The organism is Leptospira congkakensis (assembly GCF_004770265.1).
GTDB lineage: Bacteria > Spirochaetota > Leptospiria > Leptospirales > Leptospiraceae > Leptospira_A > Leptospira_A congkakensis.
This window is the reverse complement of sequence record NZ_RQGQ01000009.1, coordinates 317,131-337,657: the sequence shown is the minus strand read 5'-3', so window position 1 is coordinate 337,657 and position 20,527 is coordinate 317,131. Positions and strand designations below refer to the sequence as shown.

Annotated in this window: 25 protein-coding genes; 19 read left to right on the top strand and 6 right to left on the bottom strand. The window is 35.1% G+C overall.

Features of this window, described 5'->3' with window-relative positions; translation table 11 throughout:
* The first annotated feature begins 175 nt into the window (after positions 1-175).
* From EHQ70_RS07290 to EHQ70_RS07240, 11 genes are all read left to right on the top strand, one after another.
* Entirely contained in the window at positions 176-1,042 is an 867-nt protein-coding gene (locus EHQ70_RS07290; RefSeq protein WP_135584948.1) for a hypothetical protein, read from the top strand.
* Positions 1,043-1,488: 446 nt separating this feature from the next.
* The gene (locus tag EHQ70_RS07285; protein WP_244288249.1) at positions 1,489-2,241 is read left to right on the top strand and encodes a DNA-methyltransferase; all 753 of its coding nucleotides are present in this window, start codon (positions 1,489-1,491) and stop codon (positions 2,239-2,241) included.
* A gap of 1 nt (position 2,242) precedes the next feature.
* Positions 2,243-2,851 (top strand): BglII/BstYI family type II restriction endonuclease, encoded by a 609-nt coding sequence (locus tag EHQ70_RS07280; protein WP_135584944.1) that lies wholly within the window; start codon positions 2,243-2,245, stop codon positions 2,849-2,851.
* 196 nt (positions 2,852-3,047) lie between these two features.
* Positions 3,048-4,109 (top strand): hypothetical protein, encoded by a 1,062-nt coding sequence (locus EHQ70_RS07275; RefSeq protein ID WP_135584941.1) that lies wholly within the window; start codon positions 3,048-3,050, stop codon positions 4,107-4,109.
* 287 nt (positions 4,110-4,396) lie between these two features.
* Positions 4,397-5,017 (top strand): hypothetical protein, encoded by a 621-nt coding sequence (locus EHQ70_RS07270; protein ID WP_135584939.1) that lies wholly within the window; start codon positions 4,397-4,399, stop codon positions 5,015-5,017.
* 307 nt (positions 5,018-5,324) lie between these two features.
* Positions 5,325-5,621, top strand: a complete 297-nt coding sequence (locus tag EHQ70_RS07265) for a type II toxin-antitoxin system HigB family toxin (protein ID WP_208729515.1) — start codon at positions 5,325-5,327, stop codon at positions 5,619-5,621.
* On the top strand, positions 5,618-6,019 hold the full coding sequence (locus EHQ70_RS07260) for a helix-turn-helix domain-containing protein (RefSeq protein ID WP_135584937.1): 402 nt from the start codon (positions 5,618-5,620) through the stop codon (positions 6,017-6,019). Before EHQ70_RS07265 ends, EHQ70_RS07260 begins: the two co-directional genes overlap by 4 nt.
* 1,013 nt (positions 6,020-7,032) lie before the next feature.
* Positions 7,033-7,278: a CopG family ribbon-helix-helix protein gene (locus EHQ70_RS07255; protein WP_135584935.1), complete on the top strand. Its 246-nt coding sequence runs from the start codon at positions 7,033-7,035 to the stop codon at positions 7,276-7,278.
* Complete coding sequence (locus EHQ70_RS07250; RefSeq protein ID WP_135584933.1) at positions 7,278-7,694, top strand: putative toxin-antitoxin system toxin component, PIN family; 417 nt, start codon at positions 7,278-7,280, stop codon at positions 7,692-7,694. Before EHQ70_RS07255 ends, EHQ70_RS07250 begins: the two co-directional genes overlap by 1 nt.
* Positions 7,695-8,201: 507 nt before the next feature.
* Positions 8,202-8,765 carry a DUF4256 domain-containing protein gene (locus tag EHQ70_RS07245; protein WP_135584931.1) on the top strand — a complete coding sequence of 188 codons (564 nt, stop codon included), beginning with the start codon at positions 8,202-8,204 and terminating at the stop codon, positions 8,763-8,765.
* Positions 8,766-8,774: 9 nt separating this feature from the next.
* On the top strand, positions 8,775-9,431 hold the full coding sequence (locus EHQ70_RS07240; RefSeq protein WP_135584929.1) for an SOS response-associated peptidase family protein: 657 nt from the start codon (positions 8,775-8,777) through the stop codon (positions 9,429-9,431).
* 13 nt (positions 9,432-9,444) lie between these two features.
* Here EHQ70_RS07240 and EHQ70_RS07235 read toward each other — a convergent pair whose 3' ends face one another.
* A complete protein-coding gene (locus EHQ70_RS07235; protein WP_341867406.1) occupies positions 9,445-9,789 on the bottom strand; it encodes a MarR family winged helix-turn-helix transcriptional regulator in 345 nt (114 codons plus the stop codon).
* 201 nt (positions 9,790-9,990) lie between these two features.
* Here EHQ70_RS07235 and EHQ70_RS07230 point away from each other — a divergent pair, with 201 nt between their 5' ends.
* Positions 9,991-10,377 carry a DoxX family membrane protein gene (locus EHQ70_RS07230; RefSeq protein ID WP_135584925.1) on the top strand — a complete coding sequence of 129 codons (387 nt, stop codon included), beginning with the start codon at positions 9,991-9,993 and terminating at the stop codon, positions 10,375-10,377.
* A 131-nt stretch (positions 10,378-10,508) separates the two neighbouring features.
* Here EHQ70_RS07230 and EHQ70_RS07225 read toward each other — a convergent pair whose 3' ends face one another.
* From EHQ70_RS07225 to EHQ70_RS07215, 3 genes are all read right to left on the bottom strand, one after another.
* Positions 10,509-10,979, bottom strand: coding sequence for an SRPBCC family protein (locus EHQ70_RS07225; RefSeq protein ID WP_135584923.1), 471 nt, complete (start codon positions 10,977-10,979; stop codon positions 10,509-10,511).
* Positions 10,980-11,047: 68 nt separating this feature from the next.
* Positions 11,048-11,509, bottom strand: coding sequence for an SRPBCC family protein (locus tag EHQ70_RS07220; RefSeq protein ID WP_135584921.1), 462 nt, complete (start codon positions 11,507-11,509; stop codon positions 11,048-11,050).
* Positions 11,472-11,852 carry an ArsR/SmtB family transcription factor gene (locus tag EHQ70_RS07215; RefSeq protein WP_135584919.1) on the bottom strand — a complete coding sequence of 127 codons (381 nt, stop codon included), beginning with the start codon at positions 11,850-11,852 and terminating at the stop codon, positions 11,472-11,474. Before EHQ70_RS07215 ends, EHQ70_RS07220 begins: the two co-directional genes overlap by 38 nt.
* A 157-nt stretch (positions 11,853-12,009) precedes the next feature.
* On the opposite strand from EHQ70_RS07215, the gene EHQ70_RS07210 reads away from it, so the two are divergent.
* From EHQ70_RS07210 to EHQ70_RS07195, 4 genes are all read left to right on the top strand, one after another.
* Entirely contained in the window at positions 12,010-12,336 is a 327-nt protein-coding gene (locus EHQ70_RS07210; protein ID WP_135584917.1) for a DMT family transporter, read from the top strand.
* A gap of 23 nt (positions 12,337-12,359) precedes the next feature.
* Positions 12,360-12,890: a MepB family protein gene (locus tag EHQ70_RS07205; protein ID WP_135584915.1), complete on the top strand. Its 531-nt coding sequence runs from the start codon at positions 12,360-12,362 to the stop codon at positions 12,888-12,890.
* Positions 12,887-13,087, top strand: coding sequence for an adenylate/guanylate cyclase domain-containing protein (locus EHQ70_RS18750; RefSeq protein ID WP_135584979.1), 201 nt, complete (start codon positions 12,887-12,889; stop codon positions 13,085-13,087). The genes EHQ70_RS07205 and EHQ70_RS18750 overlap by 4 nt, the downstream gene beginning before the upstream one ends.
* Before the next feature lie 104 nt (positions 13,088-13,191).
* Entirely contained in the window at positions 13,192-14,022 is an 831-nt protein-coding gene (locus EHQ70_RS07195; protein WP_135584913.1) for an acyl-[acyl-carrier-protein] thioesterase, read from the top strand.
* Position 14,023: 1 nt separating this feature from the next.
* On the opposite strand, the gene EHQ70_RS07190 is transcribed toward EHQ70_RS07195, so the two are convergent.
* Positions 14,024-14,743, bottom strand: a complete 720-nt coding sequence (locus EHQ70_RS07190) for a pseudouridine synthase (RefSeq protein WP_135584911.1) — start codon at positions 14,741-14,743, stop codon at positions 14,024-14,026.
* A gap of 138 nt (positions 14,744-14,881) precedes the next feature.
* Between EHQ70_RS07190 and EHQ70_RS07185 the strand changes: the two genes are divergently transcribed.
* The 3 genes from EHQ70_RS07185 (at position 14,882) to EHQ70_RS07175 (ending at position 19,438) form a co-directional block, all read left to right on the top strand.
* Positions 14,882-16,660 carry an ABC transporter ATP-binding protein gene (locus tag EHQ70_RS07185; protein WP_244288247.1) on the top strand — a complete coding sequence of 593 codons (1,779 nt, stop codon included), beginning with the start codon at positions 14,882-14,884 and terminating at the stop codon, positions 16,658-16,660.
* A gap of 62 nt (positions 16,661-16,722) precedes the next feature.
* A complete protein-coding gene (locus EHQ70_RS07180; RefSeq protein WP_135584907.1) occupies positions 16,723-17,847 on the top strand; it encodes a methyl-accepting chemotaxis protein in 1,125 nt (374 codons plus the stop codon).
* A gap of 70 nt (positions 17,848-17,917) precedes the next feature.
* On the top strand, positions 17,918-19,438 hold the full coding sequence (locus EHQ70_RS07175; protein ID WP_135584905.1) for an SDR family oxidoreductase: 1,521 nt from the start codon (positions 17,918-17,920) through the stop codon (positions 19,436-19,438).
* On the opposite strand, the gene EHQ70_RS07170 is transcribed toward EHQ70_RS07175, so the two are convergent.
* Complete coding sequence (locus tag EHQ70_RS07170; protein ID WP_244288246.1) at positions 19,425-20,201, bottom strand: transposase; 777 nt, start codon at positions 20,199-20,201, stop codon at positions 19,425-19,427. The genes EHQ70_RS07175 and EHQ70_RS07170 overlap by 14 nt on opposite strands.
* Positions 20,202-20,527: the final 326 nt, after the last annotated feature.

Below are 20,527 nucleotides of genomic sequence, written 5' to 3'. Positions count from 1 at the left end.
CAGCGTCTTCCCGCTACGTTTCGGCACAAGGCCTCACTCGGCCTGCGGCAAATTCCCTTCCGGCACGCTTCTTGCTCCGCAACAAGACGCGCCGACGCTAACACCTCCTTCGGAGGCTCAGCTACAGGGAACTTCGGGAACACTAGTTCGTTATGCGAAATTTTACAACTAATCTATGAGTATAGAAGAAAAATTAAATAAACAGGAAAATAACTTGCTGAAGATTTTGAATAAAAATCTTCCCAATTTTGTAAAAATGTATGACCCCAAAAAAAATGATCTTACAAAGTTTTACCAAATATTGCTAGAATATGAATCAAATATAAAAGAAAATTATAATACAGAAAAACCATTTGTAACAAAAATGTCATTAGCTGGTGCTATAATTACAACAATCACAAATCCGCAAGAGAATACTTCAAGTATTCTAGAGTATTTAGATCGAACTTGCAGCAATATTTTAACGAACCTAAATGATAAAACCAAAATTAAAAATATTAAAAAGCAAATTCTTAAACATATGTTAAATTTTTCTTCTCCAACAGAAGATAGATTCTGCACTGCTTTAGCAGAACTATCGACCTTAGATTACTACATAAATACAAAAAAATACAAATTTGAAAGATGTGAAGCAACAATTCCTGATCGAAAAACAAAAGCCGATTTACATTTCTCAAATGGAGAAGAGAATATATACATAGAAGTAATTAATATTCTAGAGTTTGATAGCTCCAAAGTAAAAAACAGTAACGATCTAAAAACATTCTTAGAAAACAGATTGTATAATAAAATTATAAACAAACTAAGAGCAGAAAACGAACAAAAGAATAAATTTACCTTCCTTCTCCAAACTGTATTTTGGGATATAGATCAATTAAAAAAATATGAAGAATTTCTAGAATCTTATTTAAATGAAAATCGACAATTGCTAAAATTTGTTAGTCTATGCCCATATCGGGATGAAGAAAGTCATGCCCTTGTTTATAAATTCGAGACCATTGATACAAGGTATAACAACATAAATCAAATATCTAATAATTGAAATAAAAATTTTAAAAACGTAAAACTTCGCATAACAGCAACTAACCGCTTCGCTTCGGGACTTACGCCCTCGCTCGGTCTCCGACACATAGGCTTCTGGCACTCCCCTTGCCTGCGCAAGTGTCGTGGCCAGTCCCTAACGTCCCGGCGGGACTCAGGGCCAGCCTACGTCGGTTAGTCTAGTTCGTTATGCGAAATGAGCTAAACCATGAATCAAAAGAAAAAAACAATTTTCTGAGCTTCCCATGCAATGTTTCTAGAAGTAATTATTTGCAAAGTTTCTGCTTGAAATTAAACATATGTCTCATAGTATAACAAGTTATGGGACGTTCTGCTCAACTTAAACTTATTCATCCTACTCCAACATTTGAGTGGGAAAACCTCTTTAATGATGCTCCCAAGCCTTATTTTGAGTCGAACTTAGGAACCTTATTTGACCAGGATTGTATGAAAGTCCTGCCTAAACTAAAAGAAAATTCAATAGACACAGTTTTTGCAGATCCTCCTTTCAACATAGGAAAAGTATACAGAAAAAGTACTGATGACAAAAGACCAGATCACGAGTACCTGGAATGGTCAAAACAATGGATTCGGGAATGTGTTCGTGTTATAAAACCAGGAGGAGCATTATTCCTATATAACCTTCCCAAATGGAATATCCTACTTGGTTCTTATTTGAATGAACTAGGTATGGAATTCAGACATTGGATAGCAATAGAGTTAAATATGCTTCTTCCAATTCAAGGTAGACTTTATCCAAGCCATTATAGCCTGCTTTACTATACAAAAGGAAAACCTAAAACTTTCAGGAAAATTAGAACACCTATTGAATTATGCAGACATTGCCATCGAGAAATAAAAGACTATGGTGGTCATAGAAAAGCAATGAACCCTCTTGGTGTAAACTTAAAAGATGTCTGGACTGATGTTCCTCCTGTACGGCACAGAAAATTTAAATCAGAAAATAGGAAAGCAAATGCACTCTCTACAAAAATAACTGATAGAATTATTGAAATGAGTACATTACCAGGCGATATCGTCTTAGATCCTTTTGGCGGAAGTGGAACCACATATATTTCTTGTGAAAATAAGCATCGTCACTGGATCGGAATTGAAATAGATTATGCAGACGATATAAAAGACCGTTTAGAATCCGATGATATTCATACACATAAGAATACAGACCACGTAGAAGAATAAATTGAAAGTTGTTCACATAGAATCCTTAATTGAAAAGGGAGATTATTCAAAATCTACCGACTGGAAAATTTTGAAAGATGGAATTGTCGCTGAAGTAAAGGAAGTCGATTGGCCACCTGGAAGTGGGAAATTTACTATCTATCCAGAGAGTGGCAAAAAAAGAGGCGAAGGCAATGGCGTAAAACCTATAAAAGACAGCTTCGTAAAAAGATTAGTCGTAAAAGGTTGGGAAGCAGAAAAACCACTCGATATTGCTTCACGAAAAAAACCTGGCAACCTTGACTTACTGTTAGAAACAAATAACCGAAAAATTGCAATTGAATGGGAAACAGGAAATATCTCCTCTACTCACCGAGCATTAAATAAAATGGCTCTTGGTTTAATTAAAGGCATATTAGATGCAGGAGTTTTAGTTCTACCATCTAGAAAATTATATCAATACTTAACCGATAGAATAGGTAATTTTGATGAAATTGAACCTTATACTGATTTGTGGAAAGCATTGAAAATGGAATCGGGAATTTTAATTATCATAGTCATCGAACACGATGAAGAAAGTAAAAAAGTCATGAAAATACCCAAAGGAACAGACGGACGAGCAATTAATTAAAAGCTCGCTTCGCATAACAGCGACTAACCGCTTCGCTTCGGGACTTGCGCCCTCGCTCGGTCTCCGACACATAGGCTTTTGTCACTCCTCTTGCTTGCGCAAGCGTCGTGCCAATCCCTAACGTCCCTTCCGGGACTCAGGGCCAGCCTACGTCGGTTAGTCTAGTTCGTTATGCGAAATTTTCTTAACTAACAACATGAAATTACTATCAATAAGCTTCGATATATCAAATTCAACTTTGCTGAAAACTAAAATTTCAGAAATTTCACCAAATCAAATCCGAAAAGTAGAACTCTTACAACGTTACAATACATTTCTAACAAAAATTGAATCACGACTCTATTTTCATGCTCACCGCCAAAATATAGATCTTACCAATCTATTTCTTATCAAAAATATAGGTGATGAATTGTGGTATGTATACAAATTTGATGATACAGATGGAATTCCATCGCACGTCTTTGAACTAATACAAATTGCATCAAATATTGTAGCTACAACTAACTCATTCATTGTCTCTGAAAGGGACTTATCTTACATCGAAGAAACCAACTTTGAATCATCTCCCAGCATTAATGAAACTCGCATTAATCTACCCGTGAAATGTTACTTTGATATACTTGAAGATTATATGGATTTTTCCTTGGCTCGGATGCATGCAATAGCTGATGAACTCGGTAAATTAATACAAAGTAATCTACATTTTAATCTTTCACAAGAGGAACGGACTCAAGCATATAATGATATGATTATGAATTTAAGTCCATCTCTGAATTTAGGACATGTGACTATAGAAGGAGACAATACAAGGCATAACTCTATTCGCTTTGACCCTATCGGACACGATGTAGACAGGTTCTTTCGAACTTCCAAATTCTCTCTGCCTGGAGTTATTACTATAGGAAATACCCTTTTTACTCTACTTGAGGAAAGTAGATCGAAAACAAGAGTACAAATTAAAGTGAAGCATGTTGCAGGTAGATATTCATTTGAATACAAAAATTTTATCAAATATCATATTCCCGCAAATAAATTAAAAGGAATTGGATATGGATACACTGTATACTATCTTCTCGTTTCCAATGCTCATGGCCTCTTCTTCGTCCGTCGAGGTGAACACGATGCCTACAAAGACACTCGAACATTACTTTTAAATCACTCGTTTTTAAATAGTAAATTTATCTACAACTTATTTTCCCATTGCAAAAATGGCACCGCCATATATACTCGAAATACGAAAAAATGGACAGATTATTAAAAGACACCGAAAACTTCGCATAACAGCGACTAACCGCTTCGCTTCGGGACTTCCGCCCTCGCTCGGTCTGCGACACATAGGCTTTTGTCACTTCTCTTGCTTACGCAAGCGTCGTGCCAATCCCTAACGTCCCTTTCAGGGACTCAGGGTCAGGGAACGTCGTCTCCCCTAATTCGTTAACCGAAATCGCCAATAATTAATTAAATACAAACAGTTTTTTAAATCTTGACCAACTGCCAATATTCGTAAATTTTTACTAAATCTATTCAAACGTTTTAAGGTAACAAATGAAATTTTTAAAATTCGCAATGACAATACTACTTATTAGTACACTTAATCAATGTATCACTTACTTAAAGAAAGAAATACCCGCATATAATCCCGCTAAAATAGAGAAGAAAATATCTAATGTAGATTTTGTTTTATTCTATAAAAGTTTCAACGCGATAGGTGAAAAATTTCCAGTTTCAGAAGCTGTTCATAAAGCAAATAAACAAGCATTTACCGACATTATCGCTGGATGTAAATGTATAAGCAAATTCAATGTATATGTAGATGGACTAGACGACTTAAGCAAGGTTAATAATAAAAATTTAGTAAATATTGAAGTAACCAGTAGAGTAAAACCGAATAGTGCTTTTTTTATAACAACTACTCTTCATGTTATAACTGCCGGCTTATTTCCGCTTTTCGCCGAATTTAATGGAAAAACTGAATTTATTGCTTTTAGTCAAGGAAAGGAAATCAAAAGGTATTCTTACGAAAATGATGTAGTAGAAGTAAGACAACTCCTTTTAATTTTTGCTATGCCATTTACTCAAAGAAGTTATATCACTAATCAAAACGTACCTGATAACTTTGTAAATGATATTTATAGAGATAAACTATATTCATTTGATTCCAATTAAATTCTAAATTACTCTATTCAACACCGAAATCTAAATTCCGAAGTCCTAATTTCAATTTGGCGACTTCGGTTAACTTCCGCTAACCACTTCGCTTCGGCACTTCCGGCCTCGCTCGGCCTGCGGCACATAGGCTTCTGGCACTCCTCTTGCTTGCGCAAGCGTCGTTCCAGTCCCTAACGTCCCGTCGGGACTCAGGGCCAGCCTACGTCGGTTAGTCTAGTTCGTTATACGAAATCGCAAAAACCTATCACTGAATACGATAAAAAAACGATTTGACATATCTCATTTTGAGATAATGATGGTAGCTGTGCACGTTATCAGCTGGAAGAAATTAGATGATTTCATCACTAAACATCCAAATTCTGAATCTTCACTTAAAAGCTGGTATAAATTAGTTAAAAATATCAATTTTAAAGATTTTAATGAATTAAGGACGATTTTTAATTCGGTTGATCAAGTTGGTAAATTTACTGTTTTCAATATTAGTGGAAACCACTTTAGATTAATTGTGGCAATCCATTTTAACAGGCAAAAAGTCTTTATCAGAAATATTCTAACTCATACCGAATATGACAAAGGAAAATGGAAAAAGGAGAATATATGATTCTAGAAATTGAAAAAGTTAAGAATGTTTGGAATGATGTTAAAGATATTCTCTCTGTTCCTCATACAGATAAACAGTATCGAAAATTAGTTAAAATTTTAGATGAATTGATTGATGAAGTTGGAAATAACGAAAAACACCAATTAGCTCCGCTTTTAGAAACCGTTGGAAATTTGATTGAAGAATATGAAAATGATCACTTTATACAACCAAATGCTGAACCAATCGAAGTCTTAAAGTTTCTTATGGAAGAAAACAACTTAACTCAAAAAGATTTAAATATTTTGGGTAGTCAAGGTGTTGTTTCCGAAATTCTAAACGGAAAAAGAGAACTGAACGTTAGACAAATTAAAGCATTAGCAGAAAAGTTCAAAATCTCCCCATCTGTTTTTATTTAAATTTTAACTCTAACTTTGCGACTTCGTATAACAGCGGCTTACTGCTTCGCTTCGGGACAAGCCCTCGCTTGGGCTGCGCCAAATTGTCCTCCTGTCACTCGCTCGCATACGCAAGCTACGTGCCAGTCCCTAACGTCCCAGTCGGGACTCAGGGTCGGACAACTTCAGTAACCCTAGTTCGTTATGCGCAAGAAATGCAAATTCCTCTAATCATAAAAATAAAATTCAAGATAAAATTTGTTAAATATTTTCATTAGTTTGAAAAATTAAATTTCTCCTCACTATGATAAACGAAGCAATATAATCAAAATTTACCAAAAAAAAATTATCTTAAACAATGTTAAATAAATCTATAAATAAATATGAAAACTAAAAAAAGGAAATGAATATGAGATATTGTTCAAGAACCATATTCAAACTAAATGAAAAAGATGTATAAAAGTATGATAACATTAGGAAATTTTTTTACAATTCTGTTCTTAATATTTCTGATAAATTGCCAAAGTGAAAGAGAGGAAATCTTTGGAAAATCAAAAGAGACAAAAGAAAAAGAAGATGCTTGCAATCCTGCTCTAACAATTATAATATGCGATATTTTCTTATATCAATCCTGTCTTAAAGATCCACCTGGACATACATCATGCTGGCAAATTCAAGAAAATTGTATACTTCAGCGTGGCTATAAATGTTCAGGCAAGACTTATTTATAATGTACGAAAAAAATACAAATTAGAAAAGGGAATTGAGTTAATTTATAATTTAAGTAAATAAGTCATTTCCAGCGCATAACAGCGACTAACCGCTTCACTTCGGGACGCCCTCGTTCGGCCTTCGGCAAATTTCCCGCTGACCCTAACGCCTACTACGCAGGCTCAGGGCGGGAAACTTCGTTAACACTAGTTCGTTATGCGAACATTGCGGGGAAAAATCGCCACATCCGTGTGGAGTTTTTAAGAAATCCTTTAAAATTATCGATTTGACAAATATACAAATTTTGTATATCCTGGAAAATTATGAATCAGACAGTAAATATCTCTTTCGAAAAGGCACTTTTAAAAGAAATCGATAAAATTGCAAAAAGAGAACATAGATCCAGATCTGAACTGATTCGTGAAGCAGCAAGGACTTACATTGAGAAAAAATCTAAGTGGCAAGCTATCTTCGATTTCGGTAATAAATCCGTAGAAAAATCAAATCTTACAGAAGCTGACATTTTTGGTGAAATTAAAGCTGTTAGAAGAAATAGACAAGCTTCTTAATGTTTAAAGTTCTCTTAGATACAAACATTTACATTTCTGCAATTCTATTTAATGGAAAACCTAAATTAGTTCTACAAGATTTAATCGATGAGGCTTTTGTTGGGTATATTTCAAATGAAATCCTTGATGAAATTGAAGAAACTTTAGCTAAACCTAAGTTTAAACTTCCAAATGATTTTATTCAGTTTACTATTGAGGAAATTAGAAATGCCACCACTATCATTAAAAATAAACCTCTAAAGGATTATTTAAATTTAAGAGATAGGGATGATTTTCATATTTTAGAAACTGCTTTTTCAGCAAATGTAGATTTTCTTATTACTGGTGATAAGGATCTTCTTACTCTTGAAAAAATCAAAGGTTTTAAAATCATCACAGCTGATGAATATTTAAGAATCAAAGACAAACTTAGCTAAGATGGCGACATCCGTCTCGCTCCCCGCAACGTCGCATAACAGCGTAGAAATGCTGCGCTTCGGCAAATTCCCTTCCGGCACGCTTCTTGCTCCGCAACAAGTCGCACCGACGCCAGCGCCTCCTGCAGAGGCTCAGACCGGGAAATTTTATTTATACTAGTTCGTTAGTCGCAATAAACCACAATTTATATGAAAAATCTAAAACAAATGCGACCAGTTCTCTTGCTTTTGTTTAGTGATTCAGCTACTTCAAAAGTAAGAGTGTTATGACCAATTTAAAACAAGGAAACAGAATTTTCTGTCAAATAATTGATGGTAATTACAATCCCATCGTTCATAAACTCTTCGACAATTATTCAAAGGATATGTGATGAACTGAAGTAATTCAAAAAAAATATTAAAGGATTTTATTTTTGAAAATAACTCGAGAACTAGGATTGACATAAAAACTTCAGGCCATAAATTCTTAGAATCAAATCGGAACAAATTCAGGAAAAAATCGGCCCTATGAGTAAAACAAAAAAATTATCTCCTAAACAATCTGAAGAGATCATAAATACATTAAAACTTCGTTTTGAAAAGAATAAAAACCGCCATAATAATTTAGAATGGGGAAAGATACATAGTAAACTGGAATCAAATCCCGATAAGTTATGGTCACTCAATGAAATGGAAAATACGGGAGGAGAACCAGACGTTGTTGGTTACGATAAAAAAACAAATGAATTTATCTTCTATGATTGTTCCGCAGAAACTCCCAAGAATAGGAGAAGTATTTGTTATGATCGAAAAGCACTTGATTCTAGAAAGGAAAACAAACCTAAAAGTAATGCCTTAGATATGGCAGCAGAAATGGGTATTAAATTATTATCAGAGGAAGAATATAAAGATTTACAAAAACTAGGAAACTTCGATACCAAAACATCAAGTTGGATCTTAACACCTCAAAACATTAGAGACCTTGGTGGAGCCTTATTCGCAGATTTTCGCTATGGTACTGTCTTTATATACCATAACGGTGCTGATTCATATTATGCGGTCAGAGGTTTCCGAGGTTCTCTCCGAGTTTAATTCAAAACAATGTCAAATTTGTTTTTAAACAGATTGATTAGTATCGAGGACCTCAAAGTTCAATGGGAAAATTTCTCGGCACCCGTAGACCATTATGTTGATACATACCAAAAATTTAACAAGGTTGGGTTAGCAATAAAACCAAACGATACTCTTTGGTATTTAAGACAAATGGATAAAAAAACTATTCTAACTTCTGGAACTTGGGGTACTAAACAATCATTTACAAATCGATTAATAACAACTACCCAATCTGAACATATCTACTCTTCTCCTCTTTGGAAAAAATATTCAGCTAATCGATGTTTAATTCCAGTGTCCGCATATTTCGAATGGCAAATGCAACTTAGCGGGAAAAAACATAAATTTAAAATTGAATTTATTGATAAAGATTCCTATTTCGGTGGTCTTTGGGGATACAATCCGGGAGACGATAATACATGGGTCACAATCGTTACGCAAGTTGCTAATGAAAAAACAGCCGAAATTCATAACTATGGAGACAATAAACACAGGCAACCGATTGTAATACGTAGAGAAAATCGAAAACGATGGATTGATCCGGGAAAAAACTCCGAATCAGAAATTAAAAATATAATTACTCAGTTCCAACAAAGTGAAATAATAACAGATGATCTTGACTACGAGCAAACACTGTTTGGCTGAAACTAAATAAGATCTACTTTTTGATATCATCGCCAAAAATTCTTCGAAATTGTTTTAATAAAATTAAAAATCTTTTTCTATCTTTTTCAGGTATCGAGCTTAGTATCGGTTCGAAGTGACTTAAGATTTTTTTAGGCAAAATTTTTTCTAACGACAGACCTTTCGCAGAAAGACGAATAACAGTCGCTCTTTTGTCTAATTTCGAAACCTCCACTTGGATCAGTCCAGCTAACTCCATTCGACCAATCATTTTGGAAGCAGAAGGAGCATCTTGTAACGTCAATTCAATAATTTGCTTCTGACTAAGAGCTTCCTTTTGCCATAACATTGCCAATACCTGCCACTGCTCTGGTGACAAGTGATACTCCCGTAGACAACGAATCAATTCTCTTCGAAAGAGAAGAGAAACTCGATTCAAATTAAAACCAATCTGATCATCTAGTAAAAACATATTTTTATATTGATTCTAATATACCCGATTAGTTGTCCAAACAATTATAATTTGACAACATTAAACCGAGCAATTTAATTGTCTAGACAACTAAATTGAGGCAAATAAATGAAACGAATTGATTTTTGTTTTAGAGTGTTACTAGGTATTGTTTTTATTCTGTTTGGATGTAGCAAGTTTTATGCGTTTATGCCAACGCCACCGATGACTCCAGAAGCTGCAAATTTTATCGGAGCCATTATCACTACTGGTTACTTATGGAAATTGGTAGGATTTTTAGAAATTTTTGGCGGTATACTCATCCTCTTCAATAAAACAACTATCCTTGGTTTAGTAATTCTTTCACCAATTATAATCAATATCATTCTTTACTTAGGTTTTTTACAATATAAGGTTGGACCGGCACCATTTATGATGATATTTTTTTTAATCTCAAGCACAAGTGTTTTGGCTTGGCAAAGAAAAAATCAATGGATAAGATTATTCAATTTTTGAATTTAATTAAAATAAGTTAGGTTAGGATTTAATACAAAAGATATTATTACTTCGTTGGAGCTGAAAAAACAATCATCTTGGTTTTATTTTATAAGAAGGGTCTTTTTACGTAAACCCTTCTTATATCATACTTAATTCATATCATCAATCTTAATATCATCCGGTGATGGTTTACCAACTCCTAGTTCTACAAGATCCCTCAAACTAAGCAAAAAAGTTGCCCATTTCATACTACAATGAGCAGTAAACTCCGTTTCCTCTTTCCAATCTTGATGACGGAAATAAAGAATTGTCATTCTTTCACCATCTGGTGCCTTTCCCGAATGCAACTGAAAATCAATATGAGAACCAATCCAATCACCAGGACCGGCGGTACATTCCCATAACAAATGTTTGGGTTCTAACTGCTGAACTTTCATTTCAATTGCGTTTCCATGTCCAAATCCAAACTGAATGGACTCACCGACCGAGGATACGCCAGTAACAAAACTACCGTTCACTTCCCTGGTCCACCAATTGCTTAGTCCCGTTTTTGTGATAAGTGCATCCATCACCTCTTTTTCTCCAGCTCTCATTCCAACTTTATGGTAAATTCCATTCATATGGGTCTCCCTATTTTTATTTTACTATTCTAAAATACTTTCTTTATCTTTATAAAATACTTGAGTGTTTAAGTGATCCACCCGCTTAAACTATCTAGTATATTTGTCCAACCATGATTGTGCATCTTGATTTGAATATCGCTGATCAGTTCTTCATGTATTAAAGTCACAAGCGTATTAAATTTTTGATTTTCCTTTGAATTTTTTTCATTCAAATCTCTTAATTCTTTAAAAGTAACAGTAACCAGTGTATCTCGATTTTCGGTAGCATGGGAGCGCCATGTGAAAACAAGCTTATGAGGTTTTTCAATGACAATGTATTCTCCTTCATGTGGAAGAATTTTACCATCCAGGCTCATGTTGATTAAAAATTTCCCACCTGGTCTTGGATCCATTGTTACAGATTCAATACCTATTCCCTCTCCTGACAAAAACCATTGCGCAAAATCTTCAACATTGAGCCATGCTTGAAATACTTTTGTTGGATCAGCATTAATTCTTCTTTCTACTTTTAGAATCTTTTGGTTCATTCTCCTTCTCCCCTAAAAATGCGTCGAGTTTCGCTAATTTGTTAGTCCAAAACTCTTGATGATATGTAATCCAATTGGTTGCCTCAATCAGAGTTTGATTTTGCAACTCCAAACGATAACTTCGGCCATCCTCTGGCGCACGCACCTTCCGAACCAGTTGCGCTTCAGTCAGTACTTCGATATGTTTGGCTACCCCAGCAAAGGACATCGAAAAAGGCTCTGCGAGTTCAGAAATGCTTAAAGAACCTTTACGCAGACGAGACAACATTTGCCTTCTTGAATGGTCCGCAAGAGCGGCAAACACCCGATCCAAAACTTGTTCTTTTCTCTTTAATTCAACCATTTAGTTGAATTAATTATTTTGTATTTTTTTAGTCAATTATTAAACCAAATGGTTGAACAATTTTCGTAATAAATACAAATGCAAATCGGCCAAAAATCGAATTATATAGGATTTACATCCAAAGACAGTAATAGAAAGATATCTATACGGATTGAATATGAACTGGATTCTACTCTTTATTGCCGGACTATTTGAGGTTTTATTTGCTTTTTGTTTAGGAAAAGCAAAAGAGAACACAGGAAACGAAGCCTATTTTTGGTATATAGGATTTTTTATCTCACTACTGATTAGTATGACATTACTCATCAAAGTAACTCAAACTTTACCAATTGGAACAAGTTATGCAGTTTGGACTGGCATTGGGGCCATAGGAACAGTTTTAATCGGGATTATTTTTTTCAGAGAACCAATCGAATTTTGGAGAATGTTCTTTCTCACTACTCTTGTTTTCTCTGTTGTAGGATTAAAATTCGTATCACATTAGTGAATACAAAATTTGAACAATTAATGAAACACAAACCTAGTGTAACAGCAGCAATTCCGCCTTTTCTAAATTCCACCAAAGAGAAGTTATTTGATAGGCTTAAACTACCAATCACAAACATTACATTAGAACCAGAAAGTTCAGAATACGATGCCTGTCATTTCCAGGTTCAAAATAAAAAAATCCGGTTTCGACAAGCAAAGGTCACACCAAAAAAAATCGGACAATTCGTAACTCTATGGAAACGGAATAAAGCCGGGATTACAGAACCCTTTGACTCGAAAGACAATACGGATATCTATATTATTTCTGCTAATCAAAAAACACAAATAGGATATTTCTTTTTTACAAAACAAATTTTAAGTGAAAAAGGAATATTATCCGGAAAACATGAAGGTAAACGAGGATTCCGCATTTACCCCTCTTGGGACACACCTGCCAACAAACAAGGGTTATCAACAAAAAAATGGCAAATACATTACTTTGTTGAATTAACTGGAAAAGAAGAAGATTTGGAATCTATCAGTAAACTTTTAGGCCTCCAACGCCAATAACCCCATCTGAAAATCCCCCACCTATCATTGCTGAACGACTCAAATCAAAAGACAAAGTCAAAGCAGACAAAACAAACGAAGCAACAATACTTTTTGCTCACATAGTTGAATTTACCGTTGTATCACAGACAATCGAGCCGGAAAAAATAGTTTCACTTTTAAACTATACATTCTCAGAATTTGATACAACTATCTAAAACCATAGTTTAGAAAAAATCAAAACTGATTGGGATGATATGCGAAAAAACATTAACCCTTGAATTCTACTTTACCCTCAACTTGGAATGAAGAAAAAGGACGAATGAATCAAATTTTTCGAAAAAACTTAACTACACACCACTTTGATTTAGACTGGAACCGTCATGTCACAAGTAGAACATATGAAAAATTTGGTTACGATGCAAGATGCGAAATTCTAAAGGAATTCGGATATTCCATAGAACAAATGTTAAATACAAATTCACGTTATGTTCCTGGATCCACATATGTCAGATTTTTAGACCAACAATTTGCTGACGCTGAAATAACTGTGGAATCACAAGTATTCAGAATGGATACGGGGGTTCTATTATGGAAACAAAGTATTATAGGACCGAACGGAAAAAAAGCCTGTGAATTAGAAACAACATCAACATTGGTTCAAGATGACAAAATCATCATCATAAAAAAAATACCAGAAATCAATATAACACCTTACAAATTCACCATTCACCCGAAACCCACAAAACAAAATACAGTTGAACATGACCACTATATTCCATTTAGCGATATGAATTGTTTTTGGAATTTACCATCAGATTCCATTTGGAAAATTTTCGAAGAAGGTCGTTTTTTATTTTTTAAAGAAATTGTAGATTTGAATTTAATCAAAGAAACGGATGCTACTACTTTCTTTATGGGTGGAGAAATTTTAATCCACAAACAACCAGAACCAGGATCTCATGTAAAAATCCTAAGTTGGATCGAAAGTTTTCAAAAAATACGTTTTTACTTTAGACAAGACATTGTTGATCTCAATGGGAATTTACTAGCAAGTATGAAAGATGAACAGTTGTTTGTATCACTTTCAAAATCTAGACCTAGAAAAGCACCAGAAGCTTTTTTTAATAAAATTGAAAGATTTATTGAGTGACTTATGATTTCTGTTTGAGAAGAATTTCCTCATCCAAAGTTAATTCGCGATACTTACCTAGAGCAAGTGTAGGATCTAATTCTAATTTCCCCATTTTCATTCGTTTGAGATAAGTTACTTCTTTACCTAAACTTTGAAACATCCGGCGAATTTGCCTATATTTTCCTTCTTTTAACCAAACGGTAACCACTGTTGGCTTTTCAAGGTTTGGAACGGCAAGTCTTGCTGGCAAAGTTTTATATCCATCATCCAAAACAATTCCCTTCTCAAAGGCTTTTATATCCTCTCCTGTTACTAAATCAGAAATTTCAGCATAATATTCTTTTTCTACAAAATGTTTTGGTGATGTATAATAATGGGCAAGTATTCCATCAGTGGTAAACAATAACAACCCTTCTGTTTCTTTATCTAACCGACCCACAGGAAACAATTCCATATTTTGATGTCTTTCACTTAAGTAGTCCATCACTGTTTTTTCACGTGTGTCTTCCGTAGCTGTAATACAATCCGGTGCTTTGTTCATCATAAAATAATAAAACTCTTTTCGAACGAGAGTTTCTTCGTAGTAAATGATTTCATCAGTAAGAGAAACTTTAAAACCAGGATCTTTGATTACGATTCCATTGACTTTAACAAACCCCTGATGAATCTCTTTTTTGACATCGGAACGAGATCCTAGACCATAATTTCCGAGCACTTTATCCAACCGTTCTTTTGCCATATATTGAGATCATCAAATTTCAAACAGAGAGAGCAATCAGGATTTCCCCATCCAACCATTGATTCGATCTAAAAAAAGCTATCGAAAACAAATGACAAAAACAATCTAACTAGTATGTTCGATATCTTAAAAAGGATTTTGAAAACCTCGAGAATTGCTTTTGATTTGGCATATAAGAGCTCTCCTTTTTTAACCGCATTTATCTCTATCCTGACCATTGCCAATGGCCTATTTCCTTCATTACTCGTTTGGATAGGAAAACTAATCATCGATTCCATTCTTCTCACAAACTCACAACCAAGTGAATGGAATCAATTATTACAATCAGATGCAGTTCAGTTAGTTTATGTCGAAGGTATACTAACGATCCTATTTTTTGGTTCACAAAAATTATATAATGTCTCTTATACTTTGCTTCGCATTCGATTAGGGCAAGAAGTTAACGAAAGAATTTTATCCAAAGCCATTCGTTTAGAACTCACTCATTTCGAAGATTCCGAAACATACGATAAAATGACTCAAGCCAGAACAGAGGCTTCTTCAAAACCTCTTTCGATGGTGACACGTTTTTTCACGATAACTCAATCCTCCGTCACCATTATAAGTTTTTTTGGACTTCTTATCAAACTTTCACCACTTGCTTCTTTTATTTTAGTGATTGCGGCTATCCCTTCTTTTATTGCCGAAACAAAGTTTTCTAGTCATAGTTTTCGTTTGTTTCGATGGAAAGCAAAAGAGACAAGAGAACAAGTGTATCTTGAAACTCTTATGGCAAGAGAAGATAATGCAAAAGAAATTTTACTTTTTAATTTAGGAAAAGAATTTTTAAATAGATACAAAGATAACTTTCAAAGAATATATAACGAAGATAGAAAACTAACCATCTATAAAGGTTTTTTTAGTTTCCTTCTCGGATTACTCAGTCAATTTGCATTTTACGGTTCCTATATCTGGATTGTATGTCTTGCTTTATTACATAAAATTTCATTGGGTGAAATGACTATGTATCTAGTTATCTTTAGACAGGGACAAAACACATTCTCCAATGCACTTTCTGCCTTTGGTGGAATTTATGAAGACCATTTATATATAGAAAACCTAATGGAGTTTCTGGATTTACCCATCCTAAAACAATACGGAACTGCCAAAGGTAATCACCAAAGATTAGGAATTGTTTTTGATTCTGTTTCTTTTCAATATCCAGGTTCCAAACAACCTTCATTATCCAATGTTAGTTTTGAATTAAAACCGGAAGAGAAACTTGCCATCGTCGGGGAAAATGGATCAGGAAAAACAACTCTTATCAAACTCCTAACTCGTTTGTATTCACCTACATCTGGAAATATTTATTTAGATGGAATCAACTTAGAAGATTGGGACGAAGAAACTTTACGTAGAAGGTTTGGAGTCATTTTTCAAAACTTTGTTCAGTATCAATTCAAAGTGGGTGAGAACATTGGAATGGGCGATGTGTTAAAAAATCAATCAGAAGCAGAATGGATACCTGCAGCAAAATTAGGCATGGCGCATGAATTTGTAACAAATTTGGAAAATGGATATGAAACTAGACTTGGAAAATGGTTTAAAGACGGTCGAGAATTGTCTGGTGGACAATGGCAAAAAGTGGCTCTTGCTCGTGCCTTTATGAGATCCAATGCGGATATTTTAATCTTAGATGAACCTACATCTGCCATTGATGCTGAAGCAGAAATGAAAGTTTTTGAACACTTTAGAGAACATACACAAGGAAAAACTGTAATCCTAATTTCCCATCGTTTTTCCACAGTGCGAATGGCTGACCAAATTTTAGTACTCGAACAGGGAAAAAAAACGGAATGGGGAAGCCATGAAGACCTCCTTTTAAATAAAGGAAAATATGAAAAACTATTTCGATTACAACAAGCGGGATATCAATAGCAGAATCATAATATCCGATACTATAAATAGATGAATCATGTTTCGAACAATAAGGATAAGATATGGAAGACAGTTATTCAAATTTAGGAATGCGAAAACTTAAAGATCTTATCGATTCATTTGGAGAAAGATCAAAAGAAATTGGTTCTGTAGCAGCATCGATCCAACAAGTTGCAAAACAAACAAACCTGCTTGCCTTAAATGCTTCGATTGAAGCCGCAAGAGCTGGAGAACATGGACGAGGATTCGAAATTGTAGCCAATGAAGTGACAAAGTTGTCTTTTCAAACATCTGAAGCCACAAAAAAAATCTCGGGAATTTTATCTCGCATCAATATAGAAAATTCATCTGCAAACGAAGATGTTTTTGAGATGGAAAAACAATCAATCCTAGACTATGCAGAACTTTGGACTAACAATATTGCCAAAGAACTTGAATCTAAATTTTACATTATGGCTACCTCACTCTATGGTTTGAAATTTTTAATCCAAAGTTTAGTCCATGCTAATATTGGAATGAAACGAGAACATCTACTTCTAATCTTACAAGAATACTTAATTCAAAATGAACAACAACTTGCATATGCAATCTGTTGCGAACCAAACGTAATTGATTCGATGGATGCAGAATACGCAAATAAAGAAGGTCACGATTCTAAAGGTAGATTTGTTCCCTACTGCCATAGACATACAGGAAGGATTTCGATAGAACCTTTGCAAGGATATGATACAGTCGGTGAAGATGGATGGTATACTCTCCCCCGCGATTTAGGCGAAGATGTAATGATGGAACCTTATGATTATCCAATCGAGGGTAAAACAGTAAAGATGACAAGTCTTATGACCAACTTATTTTTACATTCCAAATTTGCAGGTATCTTAGGAGCAGACTTTTCACTGGAACAATTACAATCAGAACTTTCACCGAAAAAATTATTCGGATTTGGAAGGACATCACTCATCACATACGATGGCAATTTTGCCTCCCACCCAGAAATTGAATTTTTAGGAACCCCGGCAGAACTTCTAACTGAGGATGCAAAACGAGCTGTTCAAAAAGGTGAAAGTTTCACCTTTATCGACAAATCAAATACTGCAAGAATCCTGAAACCAGTTCGAATCGGGCAAAGCAAAAGGCCATGGAGCATCCTTGTGGAATTCAATTTACTTTCCGCACTTAAAAAATAGTCATTACCTCTCCATTGAAAACGTCTGATTAGATACTTGATTCGCCATCCCAAACCAAAACTCTGGTTTTATGGACATCGATTCTTTGTTACAGGATTTAAAAACTCTTTTGGATTCCCCAAAGGAACTTGTAACCATCTCCGAAGAAAAACGATTGGAACTCATGATCCTTTGTGGGAAAATTTCTCGCCCAGATCGTAATGAAGTGCGGAGAAGAAACCGCACAGTTCGAGTAGAAAAAAAACAAACTCTTAAAATTCAAGAAAAACAAAAAACAGCACTAACAGGAATCAGGCGGGCGAGAGAAACGGCTGTTTTCAAAGCTCCACTACAAATTTCCAATTCAGCTGGATGGTCTTGGGACAAAGCAGAAGAACTTTCAAATCCCAAACCTTGTTATATCTGTAAAACTCCGTTTACAAAACTTCATTTTTTTTATGACTCAATGTGTCCGAATTGTGCGGAACTCAATTATTCAAAAAGATTTCAAACAACAGATCTAAAAGGGACGGTAGCAATCATCACTGGCTCTCGGTTAAAAATCGGATATCAGGCCACCTTGCTTTTGTTACGTGCCGGTGCTCGAGTCATTGCTACAACAAGATTCCCAAATGATTCCGCAATTCGCTTTTCTAAAGAAACAGATTTTCATTTGTGGAAAGATCGGTTACAGATTTTTGGACTAGATTTACGACACACACCTAGTGTAGAAATTTTTTGTAAATTTTTAGAAAATCATTTAGAGCGTTTAGACATTCTCATCAACAATGCAGCCCAAACGGTAAGACGACCTCCTGGTTTTTATAGTCATCTTCTTGATACAGAAAAACTAAGTCTTTCTGAATTGCCAATGGATGCACAAAAATTGCTTAATTTCTATCAACATTGTAAACAAGAATTAGATTCTTACAGGTCTGATTCAGAAATGAAAGACACTGCTACAGCCCTTGCTGTGAGTTGGAATCACAAAACACCGGGTGTTGGAATTCGTTCTTCTGCTGCCTTATCCCAAATTCCCTATTCACATGATAATTCCCACGAACTAGAAGCTGTATTCCCAGAAGGGGAATTGGATGCTGATTTACAACAAGTTGACCTTCGCAAAACAAACAGTTGGCGACTAAAACTTGGAGAAATCAATACTTCAGAAATGTTAGAAGTTCAGTTAGTAAATGCAGTGGCACCCTTCGTACTTTGTAACCGACTTGTTGGAATTATGCGGAAAGACAATACGGGAAAAAAACATATCATCAATGTTTCCGCAATGGAAGGAAAATTCCATAGGTTTAAAAAAGAAGACCGTCACCCACATACAAATATGGCCAAAGCTGCCCTGAATATGATGACTCATACCTCAGCAGAAGATTTTGCAAAAGATGGGATCTTTATGAATGCTGTGGACACTGGATGGGTGACAGATGAAGATCCCGTTGAACTTGCAAAAAGAAAACAAGACCTTCATGATTTCCAACCTCCACTGGACATTGTTGATGGCGCTGCGAGAGTCATTGATCCCCTGTTTGACGGCATCAATACAGGGAAACACTGGATTGGAAAATTTTTAAAAGATTACTTCCCTATTGATTGGTAGGAAAGCACCTATCACCTTCACCCACAGCTTCTCTTCCTAGAAGTAAGCCTCTAAGCTCCTCATCGAACCTTACATTGCCTAGAAAGCTGATCTCATTCAGGTATAATTGCGACCATTGTGGACTTATGTATCCATAACTTCGGAAACTTTGCTTAAGGATATTGTTTCGAGCTTCTGCACTATTAGATGTTACACCATCCTTCGTGATCCATCTTTCTCTACTTAAGTTATATCTAGGGTCTTTTGATTTTTTAGAATGATTCACCATCCGATGGTTAGGTCTGTCCCAGATGAATGTATAATACTCATCTGTGAATAAAGGCACATACCTTGGGATTTTCTCATCTAAGTCCTTCCCTAGATACTTCTGATTATTCAAGGGAATAGATTTGTAAAAGGTCATACCATGATTAATCCCAATAGTATGGACCATTGTGCCTTTCTGCTCCCCTCCTAACGCATTACTTAAGTAGATTGAAGCTGATCCAGTTTTGTATCTTCGGGATCTATGCTTATTGGCTTTTAGAGATGAGGAGTATAAAATAACTGTATCTGCAACAGCTAGAGGCTTGTTTTTAAGGGCTTTAGTGAGGTTTCCCTCCTTCGGTAGCCTGAAGTCCTTAGTAGCCTCTTGTAATTCATTATAGAGCTGTTTTTGAAGGGACTCATTTAGGATAGAGAATAGAACCTGGATTCTTTTCTTTAGAAAATAAGAACTCTTGTAGGATAAATTTAGTTTCCTAGAGATCTCCTTAGAAGTCATCACCTTGGGATATTGCAGTATTTGATCCTGCATTATGTAAGATATATAGGCTAGAGGTAACTTAATGTTATGGAATGGTGTTTTTGAAGTAAGGCTGATCTGCTTATGGCAGTGAGAGCACCTCCCAATAGATTCCCTACCTTTTACTTTGAGAAAATTAAGCTTGGGTTCTTTAGAAGATTGAGGACAATTACAGTTTTTGGGGAATAAAGTATTTAGAATTCTAAGAGTTTTAAGTGTATATTCTCTCCTTATGAGTTCATTTTCTAGAGGTGTTAGGTTCTTAGATGGAGGTGTATAGACTACTTTTGTGAATTTTGGGAGGA